The organism is Chryseobacterium sp. Y16C (assembly GCF_022488405.1).
Lineage (GTDB): Bacteria > Bacteroidota > Bacteroidia > Flavobacteriales > Weeksellaceae > Chryseobacterium > Chryseobacterium geocarposphaerae.
In genome coordinates, this window is the sequence record NZ_CP092711.1 from 3,273,814 (window position 1) to 3,299,108 (window position 25,295).

Below are 25,295 nucleotides of genomic sequence, written 5' to 3' on the forward strand. Positions count from 1 at the left end.
ATTAAATAGCATTATTTACAATAAGAACAATTTCCCCTTTTAAAGTTTTTGTTTTGGAGAACTCAATTAATTCATTGATTGTCCCTCTTTTAGTTTCTTCGAATTTTTTCGAAATTTCACGGCTTAAACTAACTTTGGTTTCTTCACCAAAGAACTCTTTAATCTGTTCCAAAGTAGTGTTTATCTTATGTGGACTTTCGTACAAAACGATCGTCTTTTTTTCTTCTGCAAGCTGTTTAAGCTTGGTTTGTCTCCCTTTTTTTTGTGGTAGAAAACCGGCAAAAAGAAATTCATTATTCGGAAGTCCTGAAACCACCAAAGCCGGTACAAAAGCTGTTGCTCCCGGAAGACAAATCATTTCAATGTTATGATCTGATCCTGCTTTTGCCAATAAATATCCCGGATCTGAAATTCCGGGAGTTCCTGCATCCGTAATGAGGGCAATATTCTGACCGTTTTTAAGGTCTGTAATCACTTTTTCGGTCGCCTGATGCTCATTATGTAAATGATAAGATTTTAAAGGCTTAGAAATCTCGAAATGTTTCAATAAAATTCCGGAAGTTCTAGTGTCTTCACATAAAATATAATCAACCTCTTTCAGTACGTTTACTGCTCTGAAGGTCATATCTTCCAAATTTCCGACGGGTGTCGGAACAAAATAAAGAATACCGCTCAAAATTATAAAAATTTATTTTCTACCAATACCCATAGTCTCTGAGCGTATTCATCCACCTTTTCCCATTTTCTATCATAGTAAAGATCACTCAGATATTCCTTCGCCTCTTCCAGATTTTTGAAACCGTTCAGGTCTGCAACCACTTCATTCAGTTCAGACTGGCTTCCTCCGAACAGCATTTTTGAAAAAGCAATCCTGTCATTTAAATCCAGTTTAAATTCAGGTTTTGATTTCTCTTTTTCTTTTTCCATATATTCTGTTGAAACATTCGTTTTCAACAGACTTCCCGTATCTTCTTTTTTTACTTCAACAGGCTTTTGCTGAAAATTTTCCGGTGTTTCCAGATGATCATCATCAAAAAGCGTTTGTACTGCTTTCAATCCTCTGATATTGGCCAACCTTATCTTTTTGTCCTGGTGATATTTTTCCAGGTTTTCAAAACTTTCATCAGACGCAGGCTTTTCTTTTTCCGTTGCAGAAGGAGGTGTTTCAAAATCTACTATTTTGCCTCTTCTGTTGTCTTCTTCAACAACTACTGCTTCTTCTTTCTCCTCTTCTGCTGTTGAATCTTCATGCTTTATCTCTGTCAGAATATTTTCTACATTGGAAGTTTCTGTGATCATTTCGCCCTGCTCTATAGCAACATTTGAAACGATAAACTGATCTTCATCCTCCTCAATCAGAATCGCTTCTTCTTCATACATTTCCGTATCAAAAATACTTGGAATGGTTTCAGAAATTTCTGAAGATTCTTTGGTTATTGTTTCTTCAGCAAAATTCTTTTCTTCCTCATCATACTTATTTTCAGATTCCTCGATTTCGTTCAGCTGATTATTAAAGATAGCTTCTTCCTCAGTAACTTTCTGATGAAACATTTCTTCTGAAATATCATCTGCATTATCAGGTTTTGCTTCCGCAAGAATTCTCTCTTCATCTACAAAATCCAATGCACTCTCATGATATTCCGAAAGGCTATTTTCTTCTATTTCTTTAAGTTGCTCATCATAAACAGCTTCTTCCTTTGTTTTTTGATCATATGCAGAAGCTGAACTCTCATTAGTATTCGCAGGTTCAAGATTCTCACCTACAAAGCTTATTATGTTTTCGTGATACTCATTTTCAGCAATTTCATTCAGCTGATTATTAAAAATAGCCTCTTCTTCCTCAATATTCTCTGCAAAAACCTCTTGTTTTTCATCGATTTCATTCAATTCATTATTGAAAATAGCTTCTTCTTCAATAATTTCATTGTTGTTAAGCTCATTATTTTCTGAAACAGAAAACGTATTTTCTGTAATGAAGTACTCAATATTTTTTTCGAGCAACCTTAAAAATGAAATTCTGTTGGCAAGCTCATCCACAAGATCCTGCTTAGAAAGCAGCTCATCTACGTTATTTATTTTCTCCAAAATATCAATGATATTCTTGGATTCAAAAAAAATCTTTTCCTTTAAATCTTGGATGTTTTGCATATTAAGAATCTTATTAAAATTGCTTACTTTTGATCTTAAAAATATACGGCTAATTTAACAAATGTTTTTAGAAAATACAATTAATCACTCCAAACAAAGCGGTTGGATGGAAGTTATTTGTGGCTCAATGTTTTCCGGAAAAACCGAAGAGTTGATCCGAAGGCTTAGAAGGGCAGAAATGGCGGGGCAAAATGTGGAAATTTTTAAACCAAAACTGGATACTCGTTATTCTGAAGAAGATGTGATTTCTCATAATCAGAATAAAATACGAAGCACACCTGTAGAAAATCCTAACGAAATTCTTTTGTTAGCGTCCAATTGCGATGTCATTGGAATAGATGAAGCCCAGTTTTTCGATCAGGGGATTGTAGATGTTGCCAATCAGTTGGCCAATAGCGGGATCAGGGTTGTTATTGCAGGATTGGATATGGATTTTTTAGGACGTCCGTTTGGACCTATGCCTAATCTTATGGCAACTGCAGAATATGTAACAAAAGTGCATGCCATTTGTAAGAGAACAGGAAATCTGGCCAATTATTCCATGAGGATTTCTCAAGGTAATAATTTAGTTGAATTAGGCGAAACAGAGAGTTATGAAGCAGTAAGCCGACGTGTTTTTATTGATGAAGTACTTTCGAAGAAGAAAAATAGTTAAATTAGACATAAGATTAAATTTTAAATCTTAAAATATATTTTGTTGAACATAACAGTACAAATCAGCTTATAAAATAAGTTGATTATAATATAGATGCTTTATGATCGACAAGAAAAAGCAAACACAAAATACCAGCAGAAAGGGCACCAATGAACTATACAGTAAATCAAATTGCAGACATCACCAATGCTAAAGTAATTGGTGATAAGAGTTTAATTATCAAAAATATAGCTTTTGATAGCAGAATCATATATTCCACAAAAAATACTGCATTTATCGCCATCAATACCCATAAAAATTCGGGTGAAAAGTTCATTGAATCTGCTATTGATAGAGGAATCAATATTATTATTTCTGAACATGAATATGATCAATTTGAGAATATAACATGGATTATTGTTGAGAATTCTGTCAATTTTCTTCAAAAACTGGCAAAATTTCATTTTGAAAATGCCCATTTAAAATCTATCGGAATTACCGGAAGTAACGGGAAAACGATTTTAAAAGAATGGCTGTATCAATGTCTGTGGAATGAATTTCCTACAGTTAAAAGCCCGAAAAGTTTCAATTCTCAGATCGGTCTCCCTCTTTCTCTGCTTCAAATCAATACTTCTCATGAACTGGGAATTTTTGAAGTCGGAATTTCCAAACCAAATGAAATGGATAAGCTGGAAGCTATTTTCCATCCACAGATCGGTTTATTGACCCATATCGGGACTGCCCACCTTGCCAATTTCCAATCGGAGGAAGAACTTATTGACGAAAAAATCAAGCTTTTCAAACACTCTGAAGTCATCATTTACAATGGAGACAATTCATTGGTTGATAAAAAAATAAAGGAGCTATATTCAAGTAAAAAATTAATTTCTTACGGATTTAAAGAAAACAATCAGATCTCTTTTAAAAATAATATTTCAAAAGACGAAAATGTTGTTGTGCAATATTTTGGTGAAGAAATCTCTTTTCCGGTTCATCAAAGAGACGAAGCGACGTTAACCAATGCTCTGGCTCTTGTAACGGTCTTAAAGGAGTTAGGAGTCGAAAATCAAAAGATCGTCGAAAAAATCAACGCTCTGAAGGCCGTTGAAATGAGGCTTGAAGCTATTGAAGGAATTAAAGGAAATATTATCATTAATGATTCTTTCAATCTTGATCTGGATTCTTTAAAAACGGCACTGCAATTTTTAAACGAATACAATAAGCCGAAGAAATCTTTGGTACTCACCGATATCGTTGGTGTTAATTCCAATTCTAAAGAACTGTACGAAGAAGTCTCTGAGTTGGTAAATGAACAGAATTTTGATTCTGTTTTCTTAATCGGGAATGAAATATCAAAATTTAGTGAATTATTTAAAGCTAAAACTTTTACTTTCATCAACACTCAGGAATTAATTGAAAGTAAACATATTACTGAAATTGAAAATCAGATTATCCTGTTAAAAGGAGCCAGAAAATTTGAAATTGAAAAGCTTAAAGATATTCTTGAACTGAGAAAGCATGATACGGTTTTAGAAATCAACCTGAATGCTATTTTACATAACATCAATTATCATAAGTCTTTGCTTAAACCCACCACTAAGATGATGGCCATGGTAAAAGCAAACTCTTACGGCTTAGGGAGTTATGAAATTTCGGAATTCTTACAGCACCACCATATTGATTACTTAGGAGTTGCTTTCGTAGATGAAGGTGTAGAGCTTCGTAAAAAAGGAATTACGGTGCCTATTGTTGTTATGAACCCGGAACAACATAGCTACGAAACAGTAATAGAATATAATTTAGAACCTGAAATCTATAGTTTCAGGGTTTTGGAATTATTTTATGAAGCGGTTCAGAAATCGGGTTATGATAAAAAATATCCTATCCATATTAAGCTGGAAACCGGAATGCATCGTCTTGGTTTTAAAGAGTATGAATTGGAGCAGCTAAGTGAAACTTTAAAGCACAAAAATGTTAAGGTTCAAAGTATTTTCAGCCATCTTTCGTCTTCAGATATGCCTGAAGAGAAGGAATTTACTAAGCATCAGCTGGAAAGCTTTGAGAAAAATTCAGGATATTTAATTGAAAAATTGGGCTACACTCCTATCAGACATATATTAAATTCTTCTGGAATAACAAGTTATACTGACCATCAATACGATATGGTTAGAATAGGAATTGGAATGTTAGGAGAATCACCAAATAGTGAAATACAGAAACAATTGCGGTCCGTTGTAAGCTTTAAAACGGTGATTTCCCAAATTTCTATAGTGGAGAGCGGTGAATCAGTAGGTTACAGTCGACGATTTAAGACGGATCATAAAACAAAAATCGCCACAATTCCTGTAGGATATGCAGATGGAATTCCAAGATTAATCGGAAATCAAGTAGGAAATGTGGGAATTAATAAAACTCTAGCCCCTATTGTTGGAAGCATTTGTATGGATATGATGATGATTAATATAGATCATATTCCCAATGTAAAAGAAGGAGATACAGTAACCGTTTTTAATGCTTATCCTAGCCTTAAAGAATTCGCAGGCTACTGCCAAACGATAACCTATGAAGTACTAACCTCTATTTCACCCCGGGTGAAACGGATCTATATAAAAGATTAAGCCTATGCGAAAAATCCTGATCATTTTATTTGCATTTCAGCTGATTTTATTTCAGTCTCAGATCAAGAAAGATTTAGTGATTCCGAAGAATCCAAGAATTGGACTTTCCCTTGCTGGTGGCGGAGCTAAAGGATTTTCTCATGTGGGAGTACTTAAAGTATTGGATTCTTTGGGAGTAAAAGTAGATTATATTGCCGGAACCAGTATGGGAGCCATTGTAGGAGGACTGTACGCTTCCGGATATTCCGGAAAAGAGATTGAAAAGATCGTAATGGATACAGATTTCTATTCATTGATCATGGATCCTAAAGCAAAACGTCAGGAAACTTCTTTTTATAACAAATCCGTAGATAAATATCTTTTATCAATTCCTTTAAAAAACGGAAAAATCACTCTTCCATCTTCCATCAGTACAGGACAAAAAAATGTTTACTTATTGAAAGAACTTTTTAAGAACGTTTCGAATATTGATGATTTTTCCAAACTTCCGATACCTTTTATGTGTGTTGCCACCAATCTCGAAAGCGGAAATATGCAGATTTTTGAAAAAGGAGATCTCGTACAATCAATAATGGCAAGTTCGGCCTTTCCATCTTTAATGGATCCTGTAAAAATAGGTGACAGCATTTACATCGATGGAGCGATGAGTGTAAACTACCCTTCGAAGCCTTTAAAAGACAAAGGAATCGATATTGTGATCGGTGTGGACCTTAATCAGGATCTATCAAAAAGAGAGGATTTAAACAATATTATAGCGATTTTAAACCAGGTCATCGATTTCGGTATTAAAAAAGATACCAGAAGACAGTATAAATATACCGATATTAATATTAAACCTGACCTGAAAGGAATGACCGCCACAAGCTATGATGATAAGAAAAAAATTCTCGATAGCGGCTATGTGGAAGGACTAAAATATGTTAATATCCTTGATCAATTACCTAAACGTCCATTTGAGCGTCTCAGACAGCAAATAAACCCTATTTATTCAAACGTTTATAAGATTGACAGCATTTCCATAGATGGAGGAAAAATATACGGTAAAAATTATGTTCTGGGGAAAATGGGACTACGACTCCCCTCTTTGGAAACTTACGGAAGTATCAACAAAAAAATTGATAAGCTTGTTGCCACCAATAATTACCGTTTCATCAATTATGATATAGTTCCTGAAAACGATGCAAATTATCTTAAACTATACGTAACAGAAGATGAAACTCGCCATTTCTTGAAATTCGGGCTACATTATGATGAAATTTTCAAAACAGGATTACTCCTAAATTATTCAGCCAAACGTCTTCTTTTTAAAAACACTAATTTATCATTGGATGTAATTGTAGGAGACCAGCCAAGATATTACTTAAACTATTTTATAGATAACGGCTATATTCCCGGATTGGGAATCTATTCATCCGGAATGAGCTTCACCCTTAGAGATATTAATAATTACGATATAGACAAATGGGAATGGCTCCGAAATGAAATATACATCCAATCAATCTGGAAAGATAAATTCGCAATCGGAGGAGGGTTAAGCCACGATTATTTCGAAGCAGAATCGAATGGTACGAATAAAAGGTATAACCGATTCCTCAATCCTTACATCTTTTTAAAAAGCGATACCCAGAATGATAAAGACTTCCCTACCCGCGGAATTTATATCAACGCCGAGGGTAAGGTAATAGACTTATTAAAATCTGAAGTCGATAAAAGACTGGTTCAGATTAAAGCAGATATCAGACTCAATATTCCTTTGACAAAATATTTCAGTTATCGTCTTAATTTATATGGAGGAATTACGATTGGTGAGAACCTTCCTCAATTCTATCAATACAGATTGGGGGGCATTTTCGAACAAAATGTAGTTAATTTTAAAAGCTTTACAGGTTTTAATTTTGCTCAGCTTAATACCAATAATTTAATTTTAATTTCCAACGATGTTCAATTTAAGTTTAATAAAAACTACTTCGTAAGTGGAAACTTCTCTTTTGCAAACCTATCAAATGATATTAGTTTTGAAGATGCTGTAAAGTTAAATTACAGTTCACTGGGAATTACAGCAGGCTATAAATCTCCTTTCGGACAGATAAAAATTAATTTTAGCCATTCACTTAAAAATAATCAAAAAGGCATATTCAGTGTTATTTTAGGGCACTGGTTTTAAAAACAATGATACAATTCTTTTACGAAAACTTACCGGAATCTGTAAATACAGATTATAAAAATTGGCTGGAAGACATTATTCTTTCAGAAGGAAAAAAACTTGGTGAAATCAATTATATCTTCTGTGACGACGAATATTTATTGAAAGTAAACCAGGATTATTTACAACATGATTACTATACAGATATCATTACTTTCGACTATGTGAAAGGCAAAACAATAAACGGAGAGATTTTCGTATCTTTGCAGCGCATTTCAGATAATGCTTCTACCCTATCCAAAGATTATGAAGAAGAACTGAGAAGAGTTTTAGCTCACGGTATACTTCATCTTTGCGGATACAAGGATAAAACTGAAGAAGAAGAAAAAGGAATGCGGGGAAAAGAAGATCAATATTTAGCAAAATACAATTATAAACAAAGCTAAAGAAACCGTAATACAAGCTATTTTAGCGCGTATTTTCAAACAATGTTTCACGTGAAACATTTATAGAGAAGATTAAAATTTAAGGCTTAAAACAAGCAATAAAAATGATATCAGAAATATATGATGTAATCGTAGTTGGTGCCGGTCACGCAGGATGTGAAGCAGCAGCTGCAGCAGCCAATCTGGGCTCAAAGACTCTGCTTATTACAATGAATATGCAGACAATTGGGCAGATGAGCTGTAACCCTGCGATGGGAGGAATCGCAAAAGGTCAAATTGTAAGGGAAATTGATGCAATGGGAGGTTATTCAGGGATTGTAGCAGACAAATCTGCCATACAGTTCAAAATGCTAAACCTTTCCAAAGGTCCCGCAATGTGGTCCCCAAGAACACAGAACGATAGAATGCTTTTTGCAGAGGAATGGCGTTTAGCATTAGAAAACACTCCAAATCTTGATTTCTTTCAGGATATGGTAAAACAGCTTATTATAGAGAATAACAAAGTAGTAGGAGTTGTTACTTCATTAGGAATTGAGATAAAAGGACGTTCAGTAGTACTTACAAACGGTACTTTTCTTAACGGCCTGATCCATGTTGGAGATAAGCAGTTAGGAGGAGGAAGAATGGGTGAACCAAGAGCTTTTGGGATCACAGAACAGTTGGTTTCCTTAGGTTTTGAAGCAGGAAGAATGAAGACAGGTACTCCACCAAGAGTAGACGGAAGAAGCCTGGATTATTCTAAAATGGAAGAACAGAAAGGAGATGAAAACCCTCAAAAATTCAGCTATTTAGATACTCCTAAATTAACCAAACAATTAAGTTGCCATATAGTTTATACAAACGAAACAGTACACGATATTTTACGTGAAGGATTCGACAGAAGCCCTATGTTCAATGGTACTATTCAGAGTTTAGGACCAAGATATTGTCCGAGTATTGAAGACAAAATCAACCGCTTTGCAGAAAGAAACAGACATCAGTTATTCGTAGAGCCAGAAGGCTGGAGAACAGTAGAAATCTATGTAAATGGATTCAGTTCTTCCCTTCCTGAAGATGTTCAGATCAAAGCAATGAAGCATATTCCGGGATTTGAGAATGTAAAAGTATTCCGTCCAGGTTATGCTATTGAATATGATTACTTCCCTCCTACTCAATTAAAGCATACCTTAGAGACAAAATTGATCGATAATTTATACTTTGCTGGGCAGATTAATGGTACAACTGGATATGAAGAAGCGGCTGGACAAGGTCTTATTGCAGGGATCAATGCTCACAATAAAGTAAAAGAAAAGGATGAGTTTATCTTAAATAGAGACGAAGCTTATATTGGAGTTTTAATTGATGATTTGATCACCAAAGGAACGGAAGAACCTTATAGAATGTTTACTTCCAGAGCAGAATACAGACTCCTTTTAAGACAAGATAATGCAGATATTAGACTTACTCAGAAAGCTTTTGATTTAGGTTTGGCAAAAGAAGACAGATTACAAAGAGTAAACGAAAAAGTAGCTAAAAGTGAGGAACTTGAGAACTTCCTTCGAGAAACTTCTTTAAAACCTGGAGTGATTAATCCTATTCTTGAAAGTATTGAAAGTAGTCCTGTTGATCAGGCTTATAGAGCTGCCCAAATCCTTACAAGACCTAATATGACACTAGAAAAATTGGATGGAATTGACTTCATCAATGAGGTTTCTTCTACTTTTGATGATGAAGTGAGAGAACAGGCCGAAGTAAATATTAAGTACAGAGGTTATATTGAAAAGGAAAAAGAGAACGTAGCAAAACTAAATCGTTTAGAAAATATCAAGATTCCAGAAGATTTTGATTACACAAAAATATCAAGTTTGTCTGCTGAAGCGAAACAAAAAATGTCAAATGTAAGACCAAAAACTATCGCCCAAGCAGGAAGAATCAGTGGGGTTTCACCTGCCGATATAAACGTTTTACTGGTCTATTTAGGACGTTAAATACAAAATGTTTCACGTGAAACATAGATAAAATAAAGGCGAAAATTAAGGTATTTATGAGCTTATTATAAACTCTGAATATCTTAATTTTTATATTTAAAGAAACAAATTCAATGAAAATTAAAGATCATTTTCTTTCACAGGAAATATTTGAAATTAAAGAAACAGAAACAAAAGGAGTATTTAAAACCTCCGCTATTCCATCGAATATTTCAAAATATTATGAAAGCGAAGATTACATTTCCCATCATCAGGATTCAGGAAGTTTAAAAGAAAAGCTTTATAAATTTTTACAGTCATTCAATTTACAATATAAAAAAACAATACTTTTGGACAGAATTAAAAAAGGCTCAAGAGTATTGGATTATGGATGTGGCGCCGGAGAATTTGTAAAGTTTATAGAAAATGATTTTGAAACGTTCGGATTTGAACCAGATTCCGATGCCAGAAAAGCTGCAAAAAATAAAATATCGAAAGCTACAATTTTAGATAATATCAATACTATTGAAGATCAAAGTTTAGATGCTATTACTCTTTGGCACGTTTTCGAGCACATAGAAAACCAAGATGAAATGCTTGAAATTTTTAATAATAAATTAAAAGAAAAAGGATTATTAATTATTGCAGTTCCCAATCCTACTTCTTACGATGCAAAGCATTATAAAGAATATTGGGCAGCTTATGATGTGCCTAGACACATCTACCATTTCTCAAAAGTTGGAATGGAAAATCTTATCGCTAAGAAACCAAATTGGAAAATGAGAAAAATCAAACCATTGGTTCTTGACTCTTACTATATCTCGATGTTGAGCGAAAAATACAAGAAATCACCACTTTTTTGGCTAAAAGCAACAATCTACGGAACGATTTCTAACGTAAAAGCCCTTTTTTCGAACGAATATTCAAGTTTGATATATATTATCGAAAAAAAATAGAAAATCGATTTTTAACCTATTTATAAAGGTCAATTTTTCGAATTTTTAGTATAAAAAATTAAAACTCAGAAATTTTTTCTGAGTTTTTTAATTTTGTTAAGCTCCTCCCTCTTCTATTTTAAATTAAGATTTTTCAAAAAAAATAGAAAATGTGGAAATTTAATATTAATTTCTAAAATATGGATAATATCTTAGTAAGTACTCTAATGAGCAGAAAAACAAAATATTTTATATCTTAAACAAGTGGCCTGAGAATCGCTTATATTTTTTTCTCTTAGTAATTGTTCAGTACAACACAAAGGAAATGGTACAAATTGAAAAGAAGAAAACTGAATAATTTTTAAATATTACCTTTTTTGAAAGAATTAAATGATGTATAAAATATGGCTATATCAAAATTTCAAACTAAGCCTCTGAGAATCGTCTAGATTTTTTAATTAGTAATTGTTCAGTACAACAGAAAGAAAATAGCAATCATTTAGAAAAGAAAACACAATTAATTTAAAATTTTACATCTCTTAGAAAAATTAATGTGATTTTTTAAATTTAATGCTTTACCGAACTTCAAACAAACCCTCTGAGAATCGTCTAGATTTATTAAAATTGATAATAATACAGTACAGCAGACACAGAAAACCCCAAAATTTTTAAGAAAATATTCTATCAGTAAAAGTAAAATGTCAAAAGTAAAGGCATACCAAAGAAATTCGGGAAATTTGGAATAGAAAAAACAAAAGTCTGCCATAAAATAGCAGACTTTTAATATTTTTTTAAAATTTAGTTGTTAATTGCAGCAACTCCAGGAAGTTCTAAACCTTCCAAACTTTCAAGCATTGCTCCACCTCCGGTAGAAACATAACTTACTTTGTCACCATAACCAAACTGCTTTACGAAAGCAACACTGTCACCTCCTCCTACTAAAGAAAAAGCTCCCTGTCTCGTAGATTCTGCAATACTATCACCTAGAGCAACTGTACCTGCTGCAAAGTTTGACATTTCAAAAACTCCGATCGGTCCATTCCATAGAATTGTTCTTGAATTTAAAAGCACATCATTAAACTGGTCTCTTGATCTTGAACCTGCATCTAGTCCCATCCATCCTTCAGGAATAGCATAGATATCCACTTCTTTTCTTTCAGCATCATTACTGAAATTCTCAGCAATAATAGTATCTGAAGGAAGGTAAACTTTTACATTATGTTCTTTAGCTTTTCCTAAAATCTCAAGAGCTAAAGGCAATTTATCTTCTTCAACCAGAGAAGTTCCGATCTTACCTCCAAGAGCTTTAATAAAAGTAAATGCCATTCCGCCACCGATAATTAAATTATCAACTGCCGGTAAAATATTTTCTATAATTGTAATTTTAGTAGAAACTTTGGATCCGCCAAGTATCGCAGTTACAGGACGTTCCCCACTTTTCAAAACTTTATCAATTGCCTGAAGCTCTTTAGCCATCAATAAACCGAAAAACTTAGTTGAAGGAAAGAATTTAGCAATTACTGCTGTTGAAGCATGTGCTCTGTGCGCTGTTCCGAAAGCATCATTTACGTAAGCATCTCCTAATTTTGAAAGTTGCTCAGCAAATCCCTCATCTCCTTTCTCCTCTTCATTATGAAAACGTAGATTTTCTAATAAAAGGATCTCTCCAGCCTGAAGTTCTGCCGAAGCTTTTTCAGCCTTCTCCCCTACACATTCATCTACAAACTTAATTTCCTGTCCTAAAACATTAGAAACTTCCTCTACTATATGTCTTAATGAAAATTCATCTTTAACTTCCCCTTTTGGTCTTCCCAAGTGAGCCATTAAAATCACAGATCCTCCGTCCTTAAGAATTTTATCAACTGTAGGTTTTACAGCTACTATTCTTGTATTGTCTGTTACTTTCAACTGATCATCCTGAGGAACATTAAAATCTACCCTTACCAGAGCCTTTTTACCATTAAAATTGAAATCATTGATTGTTTTCATATATACTGTTTATTTTCTATAGTTATGATACCTGCATTCCAGAACTTCTCCCGCTCGGGAAATTCTGAAGAGCTGATTTCATAAACAACGTTGAATTTTTCTTTTCACAAATGTAAGATTTTAAAATTCTTGAAAAGCCGCAACCCGAAAAAAGTTTTCAGAAAAGTTTCCCGCAAACCCAACACTTACTAATCAACAATTTTTTTTCTTTTAAAAAAAAGAATATGCTATTGTTGTTGAGTGATGTGAGTTTAGGGGATAACTTTTTGGTTAAAACTTGATAACATGAAATTTTTATTCAATTCACATTTTATTTACATTATAATTTCCTGGAAATGTGATTTTTTACTTCGTTACTAACAAATATTAATAACTTTTCCCCAATTCCCTTTATTAATAACCGATTTATGGAAAAACTAAAGATTAACTGGAAAAAAGTTTTTGAAAATTTGGTGTCAAAATTTTTGGAGGAAATTTCATTACAAATTTTAAAGAACAAAAAAAATATTATTTTCAACCAAGTTATCCACACTTATTCACAATGCTTTTAACAGTTAATTAGAATTTAACTAACAAATCGTGAATAAGTTTTGAATTTGAAATGATACAGGCATAAGTATTTTGATAATCAAAGGATTGGCCTTTTTACAGTTAGTTTTCGGGTATTTTGGTTATGAAAATTAAAAGAGGAAGTCTTCAAAAATATAGAGGTAAAATCTAATAAAGTGTACAAATTATAATGATCCTTTCTGCAATAACTTTACCATATAATGTCTAATTAATGTTGAAAAACAATTAAGGTGAGAAATAATTAAAAACTAAAATTTTAGGTTAAAAAGAAAGATTAAAAGTCAATTTTGAAATAATGATGAAGGACTATAACTTTGGTTCAAAAGATGAGATTCCGCTCTTATATGAAGATTTAAGATATTTATTTGGAATTTTAATATAAAACCTGATGAAACTAAGAAGATTAAATTCGTATTTAACGTAACTTTGCCAAAGATTTAATTACAGTAGATATAAATAAAAATAAAAATGAAAAGAAAAATTGCTATAGCGGCAGATCATGCAGGTTTTGAATACAAGCAGATCCTTATCAAGCATCTGGAAGAAAACTTCGAAGTTCAGGATTTCGGGACTTTTTCTACAGACAGTGTTGACTATCCAGATTTTGTACATCCTGCAGCCACTTCAGTGGAAAACGGAGAAAATGAACTTGGAATCTTACTTTGTGGAAGCGGAAACGGAGTTCAAATCACTGCTAACAAACATCAGAAAATCCGTTGTGCACTTTGCTGGATGCCGGAAATTGCAGAGTTGGCGAGACAGCATAATGATGCTAATATGATTTCTATCCCGGCAAGATTCATTTCAAAAGAACTAGCGATTGAAATTGCAAACAGATTTCTTTCTACGGATTTTGAAGGAGGAAGACATCAGACCAGGGTTGACAAAATTGCAGTTTGCTAAAACAATAAAGGCTTGTAAATCATATTACAAGCCTTATTTATTTTTTATTTTATATCTTTGCACTGTCCAATAGATTTTACCAGTCTATTATTTCCTACAGAATCTTTTTAAGTATTAAAGAATATTTAATAAAAGGTTTTCTCCTCTCTTCTCCATTTTTGTAGTAATTTTATACAAGTCTAGCTTCCATTATAAATGAATTGGAAGGAAAATTGATGATGTAGAATTACAGAGTAAATTTAAAAATGAATATCAGAATTAGCAGAATTGTAATGATAATTTTAAAATAGTTTTAAATGAAAATTAGAACTATCATGAATTAATAAGAAAATTAATATGCCAAAAAAAAGAAAATATATAAGTCAGAAAAATGATCATAAACTACAGGAGATCGGAAGATTGATCCTTCGTTTTATGAATGAAAATTCCACGAAAATCTATAATTACAAACAGATTGCAGATGGAATAGATTATAAAAACCCAAGACAGAGAGAGCTTGTCATTCAGGCTTTACACAAACTTCAGGCTTCTGAAAGAATTAAAGAAACTGAAAAAGGAAAATACATTATCAACCTTAATATAAAAGGAACATTAACCGGAATTATCGATTTCAATCAATCCGGAAATGCCTACGTAAATGTTGAAGGCTTGGATGATGATATTTTTATCCATTCAAAAAATGTGAAAGATGCGTTGCAGGGCGATAAAGTTTTAATTGTTACTTACACTTATAAAGGTAAAAAGCTTGAAGGCTCCGTGCTGGAAGTGTTGGAAAGAACAAGAACTGAATTTGTGGGAACTTTACAAGTGGTTCCTCATAAAGACTTCGGGTTTGTGGTTTGCGATAAAAAAACAATCAATACAGATATTTTTATACCGAAAGGAAAATTCGGAGGTGCTGAAGACGGTGATAAAGTGATTGTAAAGATGACAGAATGGAAACCGGGAGATAAAAATCCGGAAGGTGAAATCATTCAGGTTTTGGGAGCTCCTGGAGAGCACGAAACCGAAATTCACTCTATTCTGGCAGAATATGGTCTACCCTATGAATTTCCTGAGGAAGTAGAAAGAGATGCTGATAAAATTGACAGAAGCATCAATGATGCAGAAGTAGCAAAACGTTGGGATATGCGCGGAATTACGACTTTCACGATTGACCCGAAAGATGCAAAAGATTTTGATGATGCCTTGTCAATCAGAAAATTAGAAAACGGAAACTGGGAAATTGGAGTACATATTGCCGATGTTTCTCATTATGTAGTTCCGGGAACAATTCTGGATGATGAAGCGTATCAGAGAGCAACATCGGTGTATTTGGTAGACAGAGTTGTACCAATGCTTCCGGAAGTTTTGAGTAATGATGTTTGTTCGCTTCGACCAAATGAAGATAAATTTACCTTTTCTGCTGTTTTTGAGTTGAATGACAATGCTGAAATTAAAAAGCAGTGGTTTGGCAGAACAGTGATTCATTCCGACAGAAGATTTACGTATGAAGAAGCGCAGGAAAGAATTGAAACAAAACAGGGAGATCTGCAGGAAGAAATCAATGTTCTGGACCGATTGGCGAAGATTATGCGTGCAGAGCGTATCAGAAAAGGAGCCATTACTTTTGACCGAAGTGAAGTTCGATTCAATCTGGATGAAAACAACGAACCGATTGGTGTTTATTTTAAAATAAGTAAAGATTCAAATCATCTGATTGAAGAATTCATGTTGCTGGCCAATAAAAAAGTATCTGAGTTTATTTCTTTAAACAAAAAAGGAGATGTTACTCAGAATACATTTATCTATAGAGTTCATGATGATCCGGATCCTGCAAAACTAGAGTCTCTGAGAGATTTTGTTTCCACTTTCGGATATAAAATGGATTTGGCAAACAGTAAAAAAGTTGCAGAATCTCTGAATAGATTATTGCATGATGTGAAAGGTAAAGGAGAAGAAAATATGATTGAAACACTGGCGATGCGAAGTATGAGTAAAGCGGTGTATTCTACAGAACCCATTGGTCACTACGGTCTTGGTTTTGATTATTATACCCACTTCACGTCCCCTATCCGTCGTTATCCGGATTTGATTGCTCACAGATTGTTGCAGCATTATCTTGATGGAGGAAAATCTCCAAACAAAGCTGATCTTGAAGAAAAAGCTAAACACTGCAGTTCTATGGAAAGACTGGCGGCGGATGCGGAAAGAGATTCCATTAAGTTTATGCAGGTGAAATTCATGGAAAAACATTTGGGAGAAACTTTCAATGGTGTGATTTCCGGGGTTGCAGAATTTGGTTTCTGGGTAGAGATTCCTGAAAACGGTGCAGAAGGTTTGATCAAGTTGAGAGATTTGGTGGATGATTCTTATATGTTTGATGCGAAAACCCATGCTGTATACGGAATGAAACACGGTAAAAAATATCAGTTGGGAGATCAGGTTCAGATTAAAGTGGTAAAGGCAAACTTAATTCAAAAGCAGTTGGACTTTAAGATAGTTGAATAATTAAATCATAAAGTTTAAATTTGTATAAAATGAAATGGAAATTTAATTTTCTGTTTTAAAAAGATACTGAATGTTTGAACTTATATTATCTGCTGTTGTATTAGGATTCATGTTGAGTCTGGTTTTTATAGGACCCATTTTTTTCCTTTTAATAGAAACCAGCTTTTCTAGAGGTCCTAAACATGCTTTAGCACTGGATTTAGGAGTTATCTCTGCAGACCTATTATGCATTTTAGCAGCTTATTATGCGAGCGCAGATATTGTAACTTTAATTGATAAACATCCTGGTTTTTACAGAATTACATCCATTCTTATCTTTGTATACGGAATTGTAATGATGGTCACAAAAACCAAAATGCATATTCCCGGTGAAGAAAAAATCATTAATCAGAATTATTTCAAGACTTTTATTAATGGTTTTTTCTTTAATCTTTTAAATGTAGGAGTTATCCTTTTTTGGCTGGTAACGGTGATTTCGGTAAGAAATCAATATCCGGATACCGGCAATTTTATTTTATACATCGGGATTGTAATCGGTACTTACCTGTTCATCGATCTTATCAAAATATTTTTAGCTAAACAGTTCCACGATAAATTAACCCAGAAACTGGCGAATAAAATCAGAAGAATTGTAGGCGGAATCCTTATTATATTCAGTTTCTTTATTTTTTTACAAAGCTTTAAAAAATTCAATCAGTTTGATAAGCGACTGGAAGAAGCAGAGAAAACTGAAGTAAAATATCAAAAATCCAAATGACAAAAGTGATCTTTCCAAAATCCCTTAAAAAAGGCGATAGAATAGCTGTAATTTCTCCTGCAGGAGCCGTAGAAGCTTCTCAGCTGGAGAAAGGAATTGAAATGATTAAAAGTAAAGGGTATGAACCTGTTCTAGGTGAGCACCTTTACACCAAATTTTCAAACGGGTATAATTACGCCGGAACAGAACAGGAAAGAATAAAAGATATCAACTGGGCTTTAAATGATCATGAAATAACGGCAATCTGGGCCTCAAGAGGAGGATATGGTTGTCAGCATCTGATTCAGAATTTAAACCTTAAAAACTTTACAAAAAGTCCGAAGTGGTATATTGGATATTCTGATAACACGGTGATCCAAAGTTATTTGTTAAAGAAAGGTTTTGCTTCTATTCACGGACAAACCATTAAAACGTCAACCTTTGGAGTAACTGAAGAAAGCTATGATCTGATTTTTGATATTTTAAAAGGAAAAACTCCAAAATACAGCTTAAAATCACATCAATTTAATAAGCTGGGAAATACTGAAGGAGAATTGGTTGGAGGAAATTTAGCCTTGATTTATGCGCTTTTGGGAACCAAATATTCTTTTGACTTTAAAGATAAAATTCTTTTCATTGAGGATATTGGAGAAAACTTTTATGCGCTCGATAGAATGATCATGAGTCTAGAGCTGTCCGGAGTTTTCAATAAGATTTCAGGGCTGATTGTTGGAGGAATGACCAATATGGGCGATGAAAAAGAAAACAAACAATATGAAGAAAGTTTTGATGAATTTGCCTATCAGTTGATTTCAGATAGAATTTCAAAATATAGTTTTCCTGTTGTTTTTGGTTTTCCGAATGGACATATTAAAGACAATCGTCCGTTGATTATTGGTGGAAATGTGAAAATGAAGGTTGAGGATAAGGTTAAGATTGAGTTTTAGGAAATGGGCTTCTTATTTCTTCGTACTCTAGGCATGTACATAGTCTACTTTAGATCTTTAATAAAAGGAGATAAATTGAGTCTAAGGGAAATTTGGAATAAAAGAGAAGAATATAATCTTGCTTTATATGGATTATTATTTTGGATCATTTCTCTGATTATATGCTTTTGTACAATAGCTTATTGCATTAAAAATAATCTTACAGTTTAATGGCAACTCATAACGATTTTGGAAAAAAAGCAGAAGATCTGGCTGTTGAATATCTACAGAAAAATGGCTATAAAATCTTAGTGAGAAATTTCAGGTTTCAGAAAGCTGAAATTGACATTATTGCTGAAAAAGATAATTTAATTATTGTCACAGAAGTAAAAGCGCGTTCTACGGATGCTTTTATGCTGCCTCAGGAAGCGGTTACTAAAGCTAAAATAAAGTTGATCGTTTCTGCCGCCAATCATTATTTAGAAGAATTTAATAAAAATCAGGAAGTGAGATTTGATATTATTTCTGTTCTTCCCGACGGAAAAGGAAATTTAAATATAGAACATATCGAAAATGCTTTTGAAGCATTTGATGCCAACTAAAAATATAAGGAGCAAGTACTTTTTACGATATACAATTATACATTTTACAATAAAATGAAAACAATATTAGTAACCGGAGCGACTTCCGGAATAGGAAAATCTACAGCGGAATTATTTGCTAAACAAGGGAACAGAGTTATCATCTGTGGAAGGAGATCCGAGGTTTTGGAATCAGTTAAAGCAGAATTGTCAGAGTTCACCGAAATATTTAGTTTAAAATTTGATGTGAGGAATTTAGAAGAAGTCGAAACGGCTATCAATTCGCTTCCATCAGAATGGAAAAATATTGATGTTCTGGTTAATAACGCAGGAAATGCACACGGTTTAGATCCTCTTTCGGCTGGAAAAACTGATGACTGGGATTCCATGATCGACGGAAATGTAAAAGGACTTTTATACGTTTCCAAAATGATTATTCCGGGAATGAAAGAAAGAAATTCGGGACATATTGTAAATATCAGTTCCGTAGCTGCCAGACAAACGTATGCTAACGGAGTGGTGTATTGTGCAACCAAAAAAGCGGTGGATGTAATTTCTGAAGGAATGAGAATAGAATTAACGGAATTCGGGATTAAAGTGACCAATATTCAACCGGGAGCTGTGGAAACTGATTTTTCTATGGTAAGATTTAAAGGAGACAGCGATAAAGCTGCAACGGTATATGCAGGCTATGAACCTTTGAAAGCCGAAGATATTGCTGATTCTATTGCTTATTGTGTAAATGCTCCAAAACATGTTTGTATTTCAGATATGACGATCTATCCGACTGCTCAGGCTGAACCGAGAACGATTTACAGAAAGTAGTCTCAAAATATTGACTTAAATTTGCAGAAATGTTTAGGTTTAAATTACTGAACAATTAAATTACTTAACTGAAAAATGAAAATTTTATATCTAGAGACTTCTTCAAAAAACTGTTCGGTAGCGATTTCAGATGACGAAAAACTTCTGTGTCTTACAGAAGAAGTTTCCGATAACTATAAACAATCTGAAAGTCTTCACACTTTTGTAGAATGGGCTTTGGAAGGTGCTGGAATTTCTATGAAGGATATCGAAGCGGTTTCTCTAGGAAAAGGTCCGGGTTCCTATACCGGATTAAGAATTGGTGCTTCTTCAGCAAAGGGGTTTTGTTATGGACTAAAGGTTCCGTTGGTTGCCGTGAATTCTTTAGAGAGTATGATAGAGCCTTTTTTAGGCAAAAACTATGATTTTGTGATCCCTTTAATCGATGCCAGAAGAATGGAGGTTTATACGGCCGTTTATGATGGAAAAACAGGGGAAGAAATTTCTGAAACGGAAGCCAAAATTTTAGATGAGCAATCTTTTGAAGAATTTAAAGACAAAAAAATAGTATTTGTAGGAGACGGAGCTAAAAAGGCAAAGGAAATTTTACAGCTTTCCAATGCCGATTATAAGGAAGATATCTACCCTTCTGCTCAATATTTAATAAAAAAGAGCCTCGAGAAAATCAATAAAAAAGAATTTGAAGATATAGCTTACTTTGAACCTTTTTATCTTAAAGATTTTCATGGGATAAAGAAAAAGAAAAGCGAAGATTAATTTCTTCGCTTTTTTATTTTATTGTGGTTTTGCAGGTACAGGACTTGTATTGGGAGCCTGCATTCCCGGACGATTATTCGGTTTTTTTGTAGGTTTACTGTTTCCTTCATTCAATGTTCCTATCTGTTGAGGAGCATTGTTGGGTTGCTGAGGAGGAACATTATTTATTTTATTTTGTGGAACCGCATTACCCTTGTTATCCGTAGGCTGAAATTTGATATCACTTTTTAAGTAATTAAGCATTTCCTTTGCTTTAATTCCTTCAGGAGTTTTGGTATAGTTTAAAGCAATTTGCTCCAGTTGAAGAATCATCACCTCTTTTCCATTTGCTTTTCCTGAATTAAAAGCATTCAAGAGATACAGTTTGGGGATCAATGCATCTTTAGGATATTGCTGTATGGCTTGATCTAAAATAGCCTTACTTTCCGCAAATTTTTCAGCTTCATACAGTGCAAATGCTTCTTTATACTTGTTTTCTACATCTTCCGATGATTTTACGAAAGTATTGCTCTTAGGGTTTCTGACAAATTCTGCATAAGAAGTATAAGGATAATCTGTTAAAAGGATTTGTTTTGCTCTTTCGGCTGCCTGCGGATTTTTTTCATAATTCATGGCAAAAATTTCATACAGGGCCTGGAGCATTACTTTTTCTTCAGGCTTCACCTCTACCAGATCATATAATGTTTTTGTGGCTAAAGGAGTATTGGTAAAATAATTTTGGTACATGATTCCCAATCCCAGAGAAGCTGTATCTCTATCCTTTTTCAATTGGCTTATATCACTTGGAATCTGTTCAATATAATAAGCCGTTTCAAAACGTCTGGGATTAGGTACAGAGGTGGTTCCTAATGCCTCATTCTTCATATCCTCAAGGGTTGCCATTTTCTTAGAATAACGCCAGTTATCTGAAAGAGCTCTGTCTCCCCACGTCTGTCTAAATGCTGATGTTCCTTTGCTTACCGTACCTGTATTTGCAAAATAGAAACCTTTAGCGGCAACTCCGAAATCCTCAAAAGAATTAGAACTGTTGGCAAAAATAGAGGTAGAATTATAATCTCCGGTATCAAATCCTTTATTCCTTTCAGCACGTCTTCTTTCCAATTCTTCTTTTTCTTCTTTTGCCTTTATTTTAGCAATATATTTTGTGAAAAAATCGGTTTTCTGATCAGGGCTCATTTTAGCTAAAGCAATGATACTGTCATTTTTCTTGATCAGATAGTAATTTTTAGAGATTTTTTTGATGTAAGACGACTGATCCTGTAAAAGAATTTTTGAAGGCTGGTAAGTCATTACAGCCAGTGCAGAATCATAATAAATTCCTGCTCCAATATAATCGTTTTTATCTAGATACCCCTTTCCTATTTCATAATAAGTCAATCCACGAAGCTGTTGATCTGAAACTTTTTCCTTTAAAGATTTTCTGAAAAACTGCTGAGCTTCATCTGTTTTTCCGGCTTTGTTGGCCATTAATCCTAAAGCATAATAAAACTCATTTTTTCTGGAAGCATACGTTCCTTTTTTACTGATGTCTTCAAGATATTTTCTGGCGCCGCTGTAATCTCCTTTTCCATTGAAGGTTTTTGCTACGGCAATCTGAGATTTTACTTCAAATTCAAAGTCATTGGCATATTTATAAGCTGCCAGGAAGCTCTCTCTTGCTTTTTCATTTTGTCCCAGATTTTCTAATACCTGTCCTCTCAAATAAGCAATTCTACTTTTCAGTTTTCTGTTGGTATTTACTTCATAAGCAAGGTCTAATTCCTTTACTGCTTCTTCTTTTCTTCCTGCATCCAAAAGAGATTCGGAGTGATAAATAGTCAATAATTTCTGATAATCTTTACTGATTTTCTCATCCTTAAGTCTGGCAAAGATCTCATGAGCTTTATTGTAGTTTTTCATCTGCGAATAAGCGAGTCCTTGATAGATATAAGCTAAAGGAAGCCTTTTATCGCCTTTCATATTGGAAAAAACATAGTTCAGAGCATCAAGAGCTTCCAAAGACTTATTCTGGTAAATCCTGGATTGTGCAAGAATCATGTAGGCATCAAAAATGGTTTTATTTTTTTCTTCCCCATTTTTAATGACCGAATATTTATTGATTGCTTTTAAAGCTTTTGCTTCAGCAATTTCCAATGCAGTTGCTCCTTTGGGAGCTGCTTGATTTGGATCTTGCGGGTTTCCAGGTATCCCGGCCATTCCGGGTATTCCCTGAGACTGATTAGGTGCTGTTCTGCTGCCTTCTCCTCTCCCATTTATTCCTCCCATTTTCATAGAATTTTCCGCAAATGCGGCGGACTGACCAAGATCACTTCCTAAAGGCTGATCTTCAAAGGTAAGAATAGGAATATAAGGAGCATAAAAATTATCTTTATGGGCTTTATCCCGGATTTCAAACTCTGAATTTAATGCATCTTTAGCATTAAAAAGAGTATTGTAGTATGTGGAAAAACCTTTTAAAAATTTGGATCGTTGTTCCGGCTTCTTGACTTTCATTCCGCAAGAAATTACGATACAGGATGTTAAAAGGAATAAAATTTTCTTTTTCATTATTCAATATAACTCGCTAATCTGCATTTTATTATCAGCAGATTTGATGATTTTGTAAAAATAATAAAATTTTATATTGAAACTCTTTATATTTCTTTCAAAATTTTGTAAACCAAATGAGTAGGAAGTCCCATAATGGTATAAAAGCTGCCATGTATCTTTTTAATTTTTGCCATTCCAAGCCATTCCTGGATTCCATAGCTTCCCGCTTTATCGAAAGGTTGGTAATTCTGAATATAATATTTTATCTCATCAGTTGTTAATTCATCAATTTCAACGTCTGCAACATCAGTTTCAGTGATTGTATTATTTAAAGTTTTAATCGTAATTCCGGTGTAAACCTGATGGGTTTTCCCGGAAAGTAACTGGAGCATATTTCTGGCATCCTCTTCATTTTGTGGTTTTCCAAGAAACTGATTATCAATAGCTACAACAGTATCAGCGGTCAATAAAATTTCGTTTTCTTTCAGCTTTCGGAATGCACTTGCCTTTAATTCAGACAGATAACCTGCTGCCTCTCCTACTTTAATATGCTCAGGAACAATTTCTTCACAGTCAATTTTCACCACTTCAAAATCAAAGCCTAAATTTGATAAAAGCTCTTTCCTTCTCGGAGATTGTGATGCTAATAATATCTTCATTCTCAGCAATTAAATAGATTGAGTATTATCGTCATGCCATTTCCCCTGAACTTTCATTACCTGCTCAATCACATCCCGTACTGCTCCGCTTCCGCCTTTTATAGGAGAAATATAATCTGAAACGGCTTTCACTTCCGGAACAGCATTTTCAGGACAGGCTGCAATGGCAGAGTTTTCCATGATATGAATATCCGGTAAATCATCTCCCATCGTTAAAATTTCCTCGTTTTTAAGATGATATTTCTTTTTAAAATCTTCAAAATCCTCCAATTTATTATGAGATTTCGGGTAATAATCTTCAATCCCAAGGTAATTGATTCTATGTTTTACCATTTCATCATTCCCTCCAGTGATTACTCCTATCAAATAATTGTTTTTTAGGGCCTTAACAACTGCATATCCATCTAATACATTCATTACCCTGCACATATTTCCTCCGGGCATCAGATACACACTTCCATCTGTGAAAACGCCATCTACATCGAAAACAAATGCTTTAATATCTTTTAGTTTTTCTTTATAACTCATTTTATTTTAAGTTGTTGAATCGTTAAGTTGTTGAGATGTTTGGTTGTAAAACGATTATCAGTTTAGCATCTCACAGTTTAACATTTCTATAAATTATACATTTTCTGAATGGAATGATTCATTGTTTTATAAATCTCCAGACTTTCATCCTTTAGTAACTGTTCATGCAGTTCCAGAATTCTTCTGTCATTTCTTACCGCAGGTCCGGTCTGTGCAGATTGTGGATCAATTTCATGAATTTTCTGTACCGTTTCATCAATTAGTGGTAAAAAATAATCGAATGGAATTTCCTGGGAATCCGAAATTTCCTTGGCTCTTGAAAAAAGATGATTCACAAAATTGCAGGCAAAAACTGCTGTTAAATGAATATATTTTCTCTTTTCATGGGTGCTTTCCATTACTTTTTGGGAGATCTTAGAAGCCAATTCAAACAATATTTTTTCATCCTCTTCATTTTCAGCTTCTACAAAAAACGGAATATTGGAATAGTTCAGTTCTTTAGATTTTGAAAACGTTTGTAGCGGATAAAGGCTTGATTTTCTGTACTCCCCTGCTAAAATTTCTTTTGGCAATGATCCTGAAGTATGAGTAACCAGACAATCTTTTTTAGTAATGATTTTAGAGACGGCTTCTACTGAATTATCACTTACACAAATGATATATAAATCTGCATCTTTCAGATTTTCTGTTGAAAAAGAAACCTTTAATTCTTCAGAAATGTTTTTCAGTTCAGTTTCGTTCCTGCCAAAAATCTGAGCTAATGGAATGTTATTCAAGACAAAAGCTTTTGCCATATGATAGGCTACATTTCCGGAACCGATAATTACAATTTGCATAAAACAAAGATAAGGTTTTAGGTTTAGTTTTTAGAAGGTAAGGATGTTATAGAAAATTTATTTCCTTTATAAAAGCAATAAACATAACTCTCTGATA

General features: G+C 33.7%; 20 protein-coding genes. 13 read left to right on the plus strand and 7 right to left on the minus strand.

Annotation, left to right across the window (positions count from 1 at the left end; all coding sequences use genetic code 11):
- Window position 1 precedes the first annotated feature (1 nt).
- Window positions 2–676, minus strand: coding sequence for a 16S rRNA (cytidine(1402)-2'-O)-methyltransferase (rsmI, locus tag MKS83_RS14710; RefSeq protein ID WP_100377534.1), 675 nt, complete (start codon window positions 674–676; stop codon window positions 2–4).
- 2 nt (window positions 677–678) lie between these two features.
- Window positions 679–2,148, minus strand: a complete 1,470-nt coding sequence (locus MKS83_RS14715) for a hypothetical protein (RefSeq protein WP_240580279.1) — start codon at window positions 2,146–2,148, stop codon at window positions 679–681.
- A gap of 61 nt (window positions 2,149–2,209) precedes the next feature.
- Between MKS83_RS14715 and MKS83_RS14720 the strand changes: the two genes are divergently transcribed.
- From MKS83_RS14720 to MKS83_RS14745, 6 genes are all read left to right on the plus strand, one after another.
- Window positions 2,210–2,803 carry a thymidine kinase gene (locus MKS83_RS14720; RefSeq protein WP_100377536.1) on the plus strand — a complete coding sequence of 198 codons (594 nt, stop codon included), beginning with the start codon at window positions 2,210–2,212 and terminating at the stop codon, window positions 2,801–2,803.
- Between the two features lie 149 nt (window positions 2,804–2,952).
- A complete protein-coding gene (locus MKS83_RS14725; RefSeq protein ID WP_240580280.1) occupies window positions 2,953–5,400 on the plus strand; it encodes a bifunctional UDP-N-acetylmuramoyl-tripeptide:D-alanyl-D-alanine ligase/alanine racemase in 2,448 nt (815 codons plus the stop codon).
- A 4-nt stretch (window positions 5,401–5,404) separates the two neighbouring features.
- Window positions 5,405–7,564: a patatin-like phospholipase family protein gene (locus MKS83_RS14730; protein WP_240580281.1), complete on the plus strand. Its 2,160-nt coding sequence runs from the start codon at window positions 5,405–5,407 to the stop codon at window positions 7,562–7,564.
- Between the two features lie 5 nt (window positions 7,565–7,569).
- Entirely contained in the window at window positions 7,570–7,989 is a 420-nt protein-coding gene (gene ybeY, locus MKS83_RS14735; protein ID WP_240580282.1) for an rRNA maturation RNase YbeY, read from the plus strand.
- Between the two features lie 104 nt (window positions 7,990–8,093).
- Window positions 8,094–9,956 carry a tRNA uridine-5-carboxymethylaminomethyl(34) synthesis enzyme MnmG gene (gene mnmG, locus MKS83_RS14740; protein WP_240580283.1) on the plus strand — a complete coding sequence of 621 codons (1,863 nt, stop codon included), beginning with the start codon at window positions 8,094–8,096 and terminating at the stop codon, window positions 9,954–9,956.
- Window positions 9,957–10,069: 113 nt separating this feature from the next.
- Window positions 10,070–10,891: a class I SAM-dependent methyltransferase gene (locus MKS83_RS14745; protein WP_240580284.1), complete on the plus strand. Its 822-nt coding sequence runs from the start codon at window positions 10,070–10,072 to the stop codon at window positions 10,889–10,891.
- 777 nt (window positions 10,892–11,668) lie between these two features.
- On the opposite strand, the gene MKS83_RS14750 is transcribed toward MKS83_RS14745, so the two are convergent.
- On the minus strand, window positions 11,669–12,859 hold the full coding sequence (locus MKS83_RS14750) for a phosphoglycerate kinase (RefSeq protein ID WP_240580285.1): 1,191 nt from the start codon (window positions 12,857–12,859) through the stop codon (window positions 11,669–11,671).
- A gap of 1,038 nt (window positions 12,860–13,897) precedes the next feature.
- Here MKS83_RS14750 and rpiB point away from each other — a divergent pair.
- The 7 genes from rpiB (at window position 13,898) to tsaB (ending at window position 20,646) form a co-directional block, all read left to right on the plus strand.
- Entirely contained in the window at window positions 13,898–14,332 is a 435-nt protein-coding gene (gene rpiB, locus MKS83_RS14755) for a ribose 5-phosphate isomerase B (protein ID WP_100377543.1), read from the plus strand.
- Between the two features lie 336 nt (window positions 14,333–14,668).
- Window positions 14,669–16,822, plus strand: coding sequence for a ribonuclease R (rnr, locus tag MKS83_RS14760; RefSeq protein WP_240580286.1), 2,154 nt, complete (start codon window positions 14,669–14,671; stop codon window positions 16,820–16,822).
- A gap of 70 nt (window positions 16,823–16,892) precedes the next feature.
- Window positions 16,893–17,579: a LysE family translocator gene (locus MKS83_RS14765; RefSeq protein WP_100377546.1), complete on the plus strand. Its 687-nt coding sequence runs from the start codon at window positions 16,893–16,895 to the stop codon at window positions 17,577–17,579.
- The gene (locus tag MKS83_RS14770; RefSeq protein ID WP_240580287.1) at window positions 17,576–18,505 is read left to right on the plus strand and encodes an LD-carboxypeptidase; all 930 of its coding nucleotides are present in this window, start codon (window positions 17,576–17,578) and stop codon (window positions 18,503–18,505) included. The genes MKS83_RS14765 and MKS83_RS14770 overlap by 4 nt, the downstream gene beginning before the upstream one ends.
- Window positions 18,506–18,714: 209 nt before the next feature.
- Window positions 18,715–19,086 carry a YraN family protein gene (locus MKS83_RS14775; protein ID WP_240580288.1) on the plus strand — a complete coding sequence of 124 codons (372 nt, stop codon included), beginning with the start codon at window positions 18,715–18,717 and terminating at the stop codon, window positions 19,084–19,086.
- Between the two features lie 54 nt (window positions 19,087–19,140).
- On the plus strand, window positions 19,141–19,890 hold the full coding sequence (locus MKS83_RS14780; protein WP_240580289.1) for an SDR family NAD(P)-dependent oxidoreductase: 750 nt from the start codon (window positions 19,141–19,143) through the stop codon (window positions 19,888–19,890).
- 75 nt (window positions 19,891–19,965) lie between these two features.
- A complete protein-coding gene (gene tsaB, locus MKS83_RS14785) occupies window positions 19,966–20,646 on the plus strand; it encodes a tRNA (adenosine(37)-N6)-threonylcarbamoyltransferase complex dimerization subunit type 1 TsaB (RefSeq protein ID WP_240580290.1) in 681 nt (226 codons plus the stop codon).
- Between the two features lie 18 nt (window positions 20,647–20,664).
- On the opposite strand, the gene MKS83_RS14790 is transcribed toward tsaB, so the two are convergent.
- From MKS83_RS14790 to MKS83_RS14805, 4 genes are all read right to left on the minus strand, one after another.
- Window positions 20,665–23,193, minus strand: a complete 2,529-nt coding sequence (locus MKS83_RS14790; protein WP_240580291.1) for a tetratricopeptide repeat protein — start codon at window positions 23,191–23,193, stop codon at window positions 20,665–20,667.
- An 86-nt stretch (window positions 23,194–23,279) separates the two neighbouring features.
- Window positions 23,280–23,834, minus strand: a complete 555-nt coding sequence (locus tag MKS83_RS14795; protein ID WP_240580292.1) for a Maf family protein — start codon at window positions 23,832–23,834, stop codon at window positions 23,280–23,282.
- A 9-nt stretch (window positions 23,835–23,843) separates the two neighbouring features.
- A complete protein-coding gene (locus MKS83_RS14800) occupies window positions 23,844–24,362 on the minus strand; it encodes a KdsC family phosphatase (RefSeq protein WP_240580293.1) in 519 nt (172 codons plus the stop codon).
- Window positions 24,363–24,448: 86 nt separating this feature from the next.
- Window positions 24,449–25,198, minus strand: coding sequence for a Rossmann-like and DUF2520 domain-containing protein (locus MKS83_RS14805; RefSeq protein ID WP_240580294.1), 750 nt, complete (start codon window positions 25,196–25,198; stop codon window positions 24,449–24,451).
- Window positions 25,199–25,295: the final 97 nt, after the last annotated feature.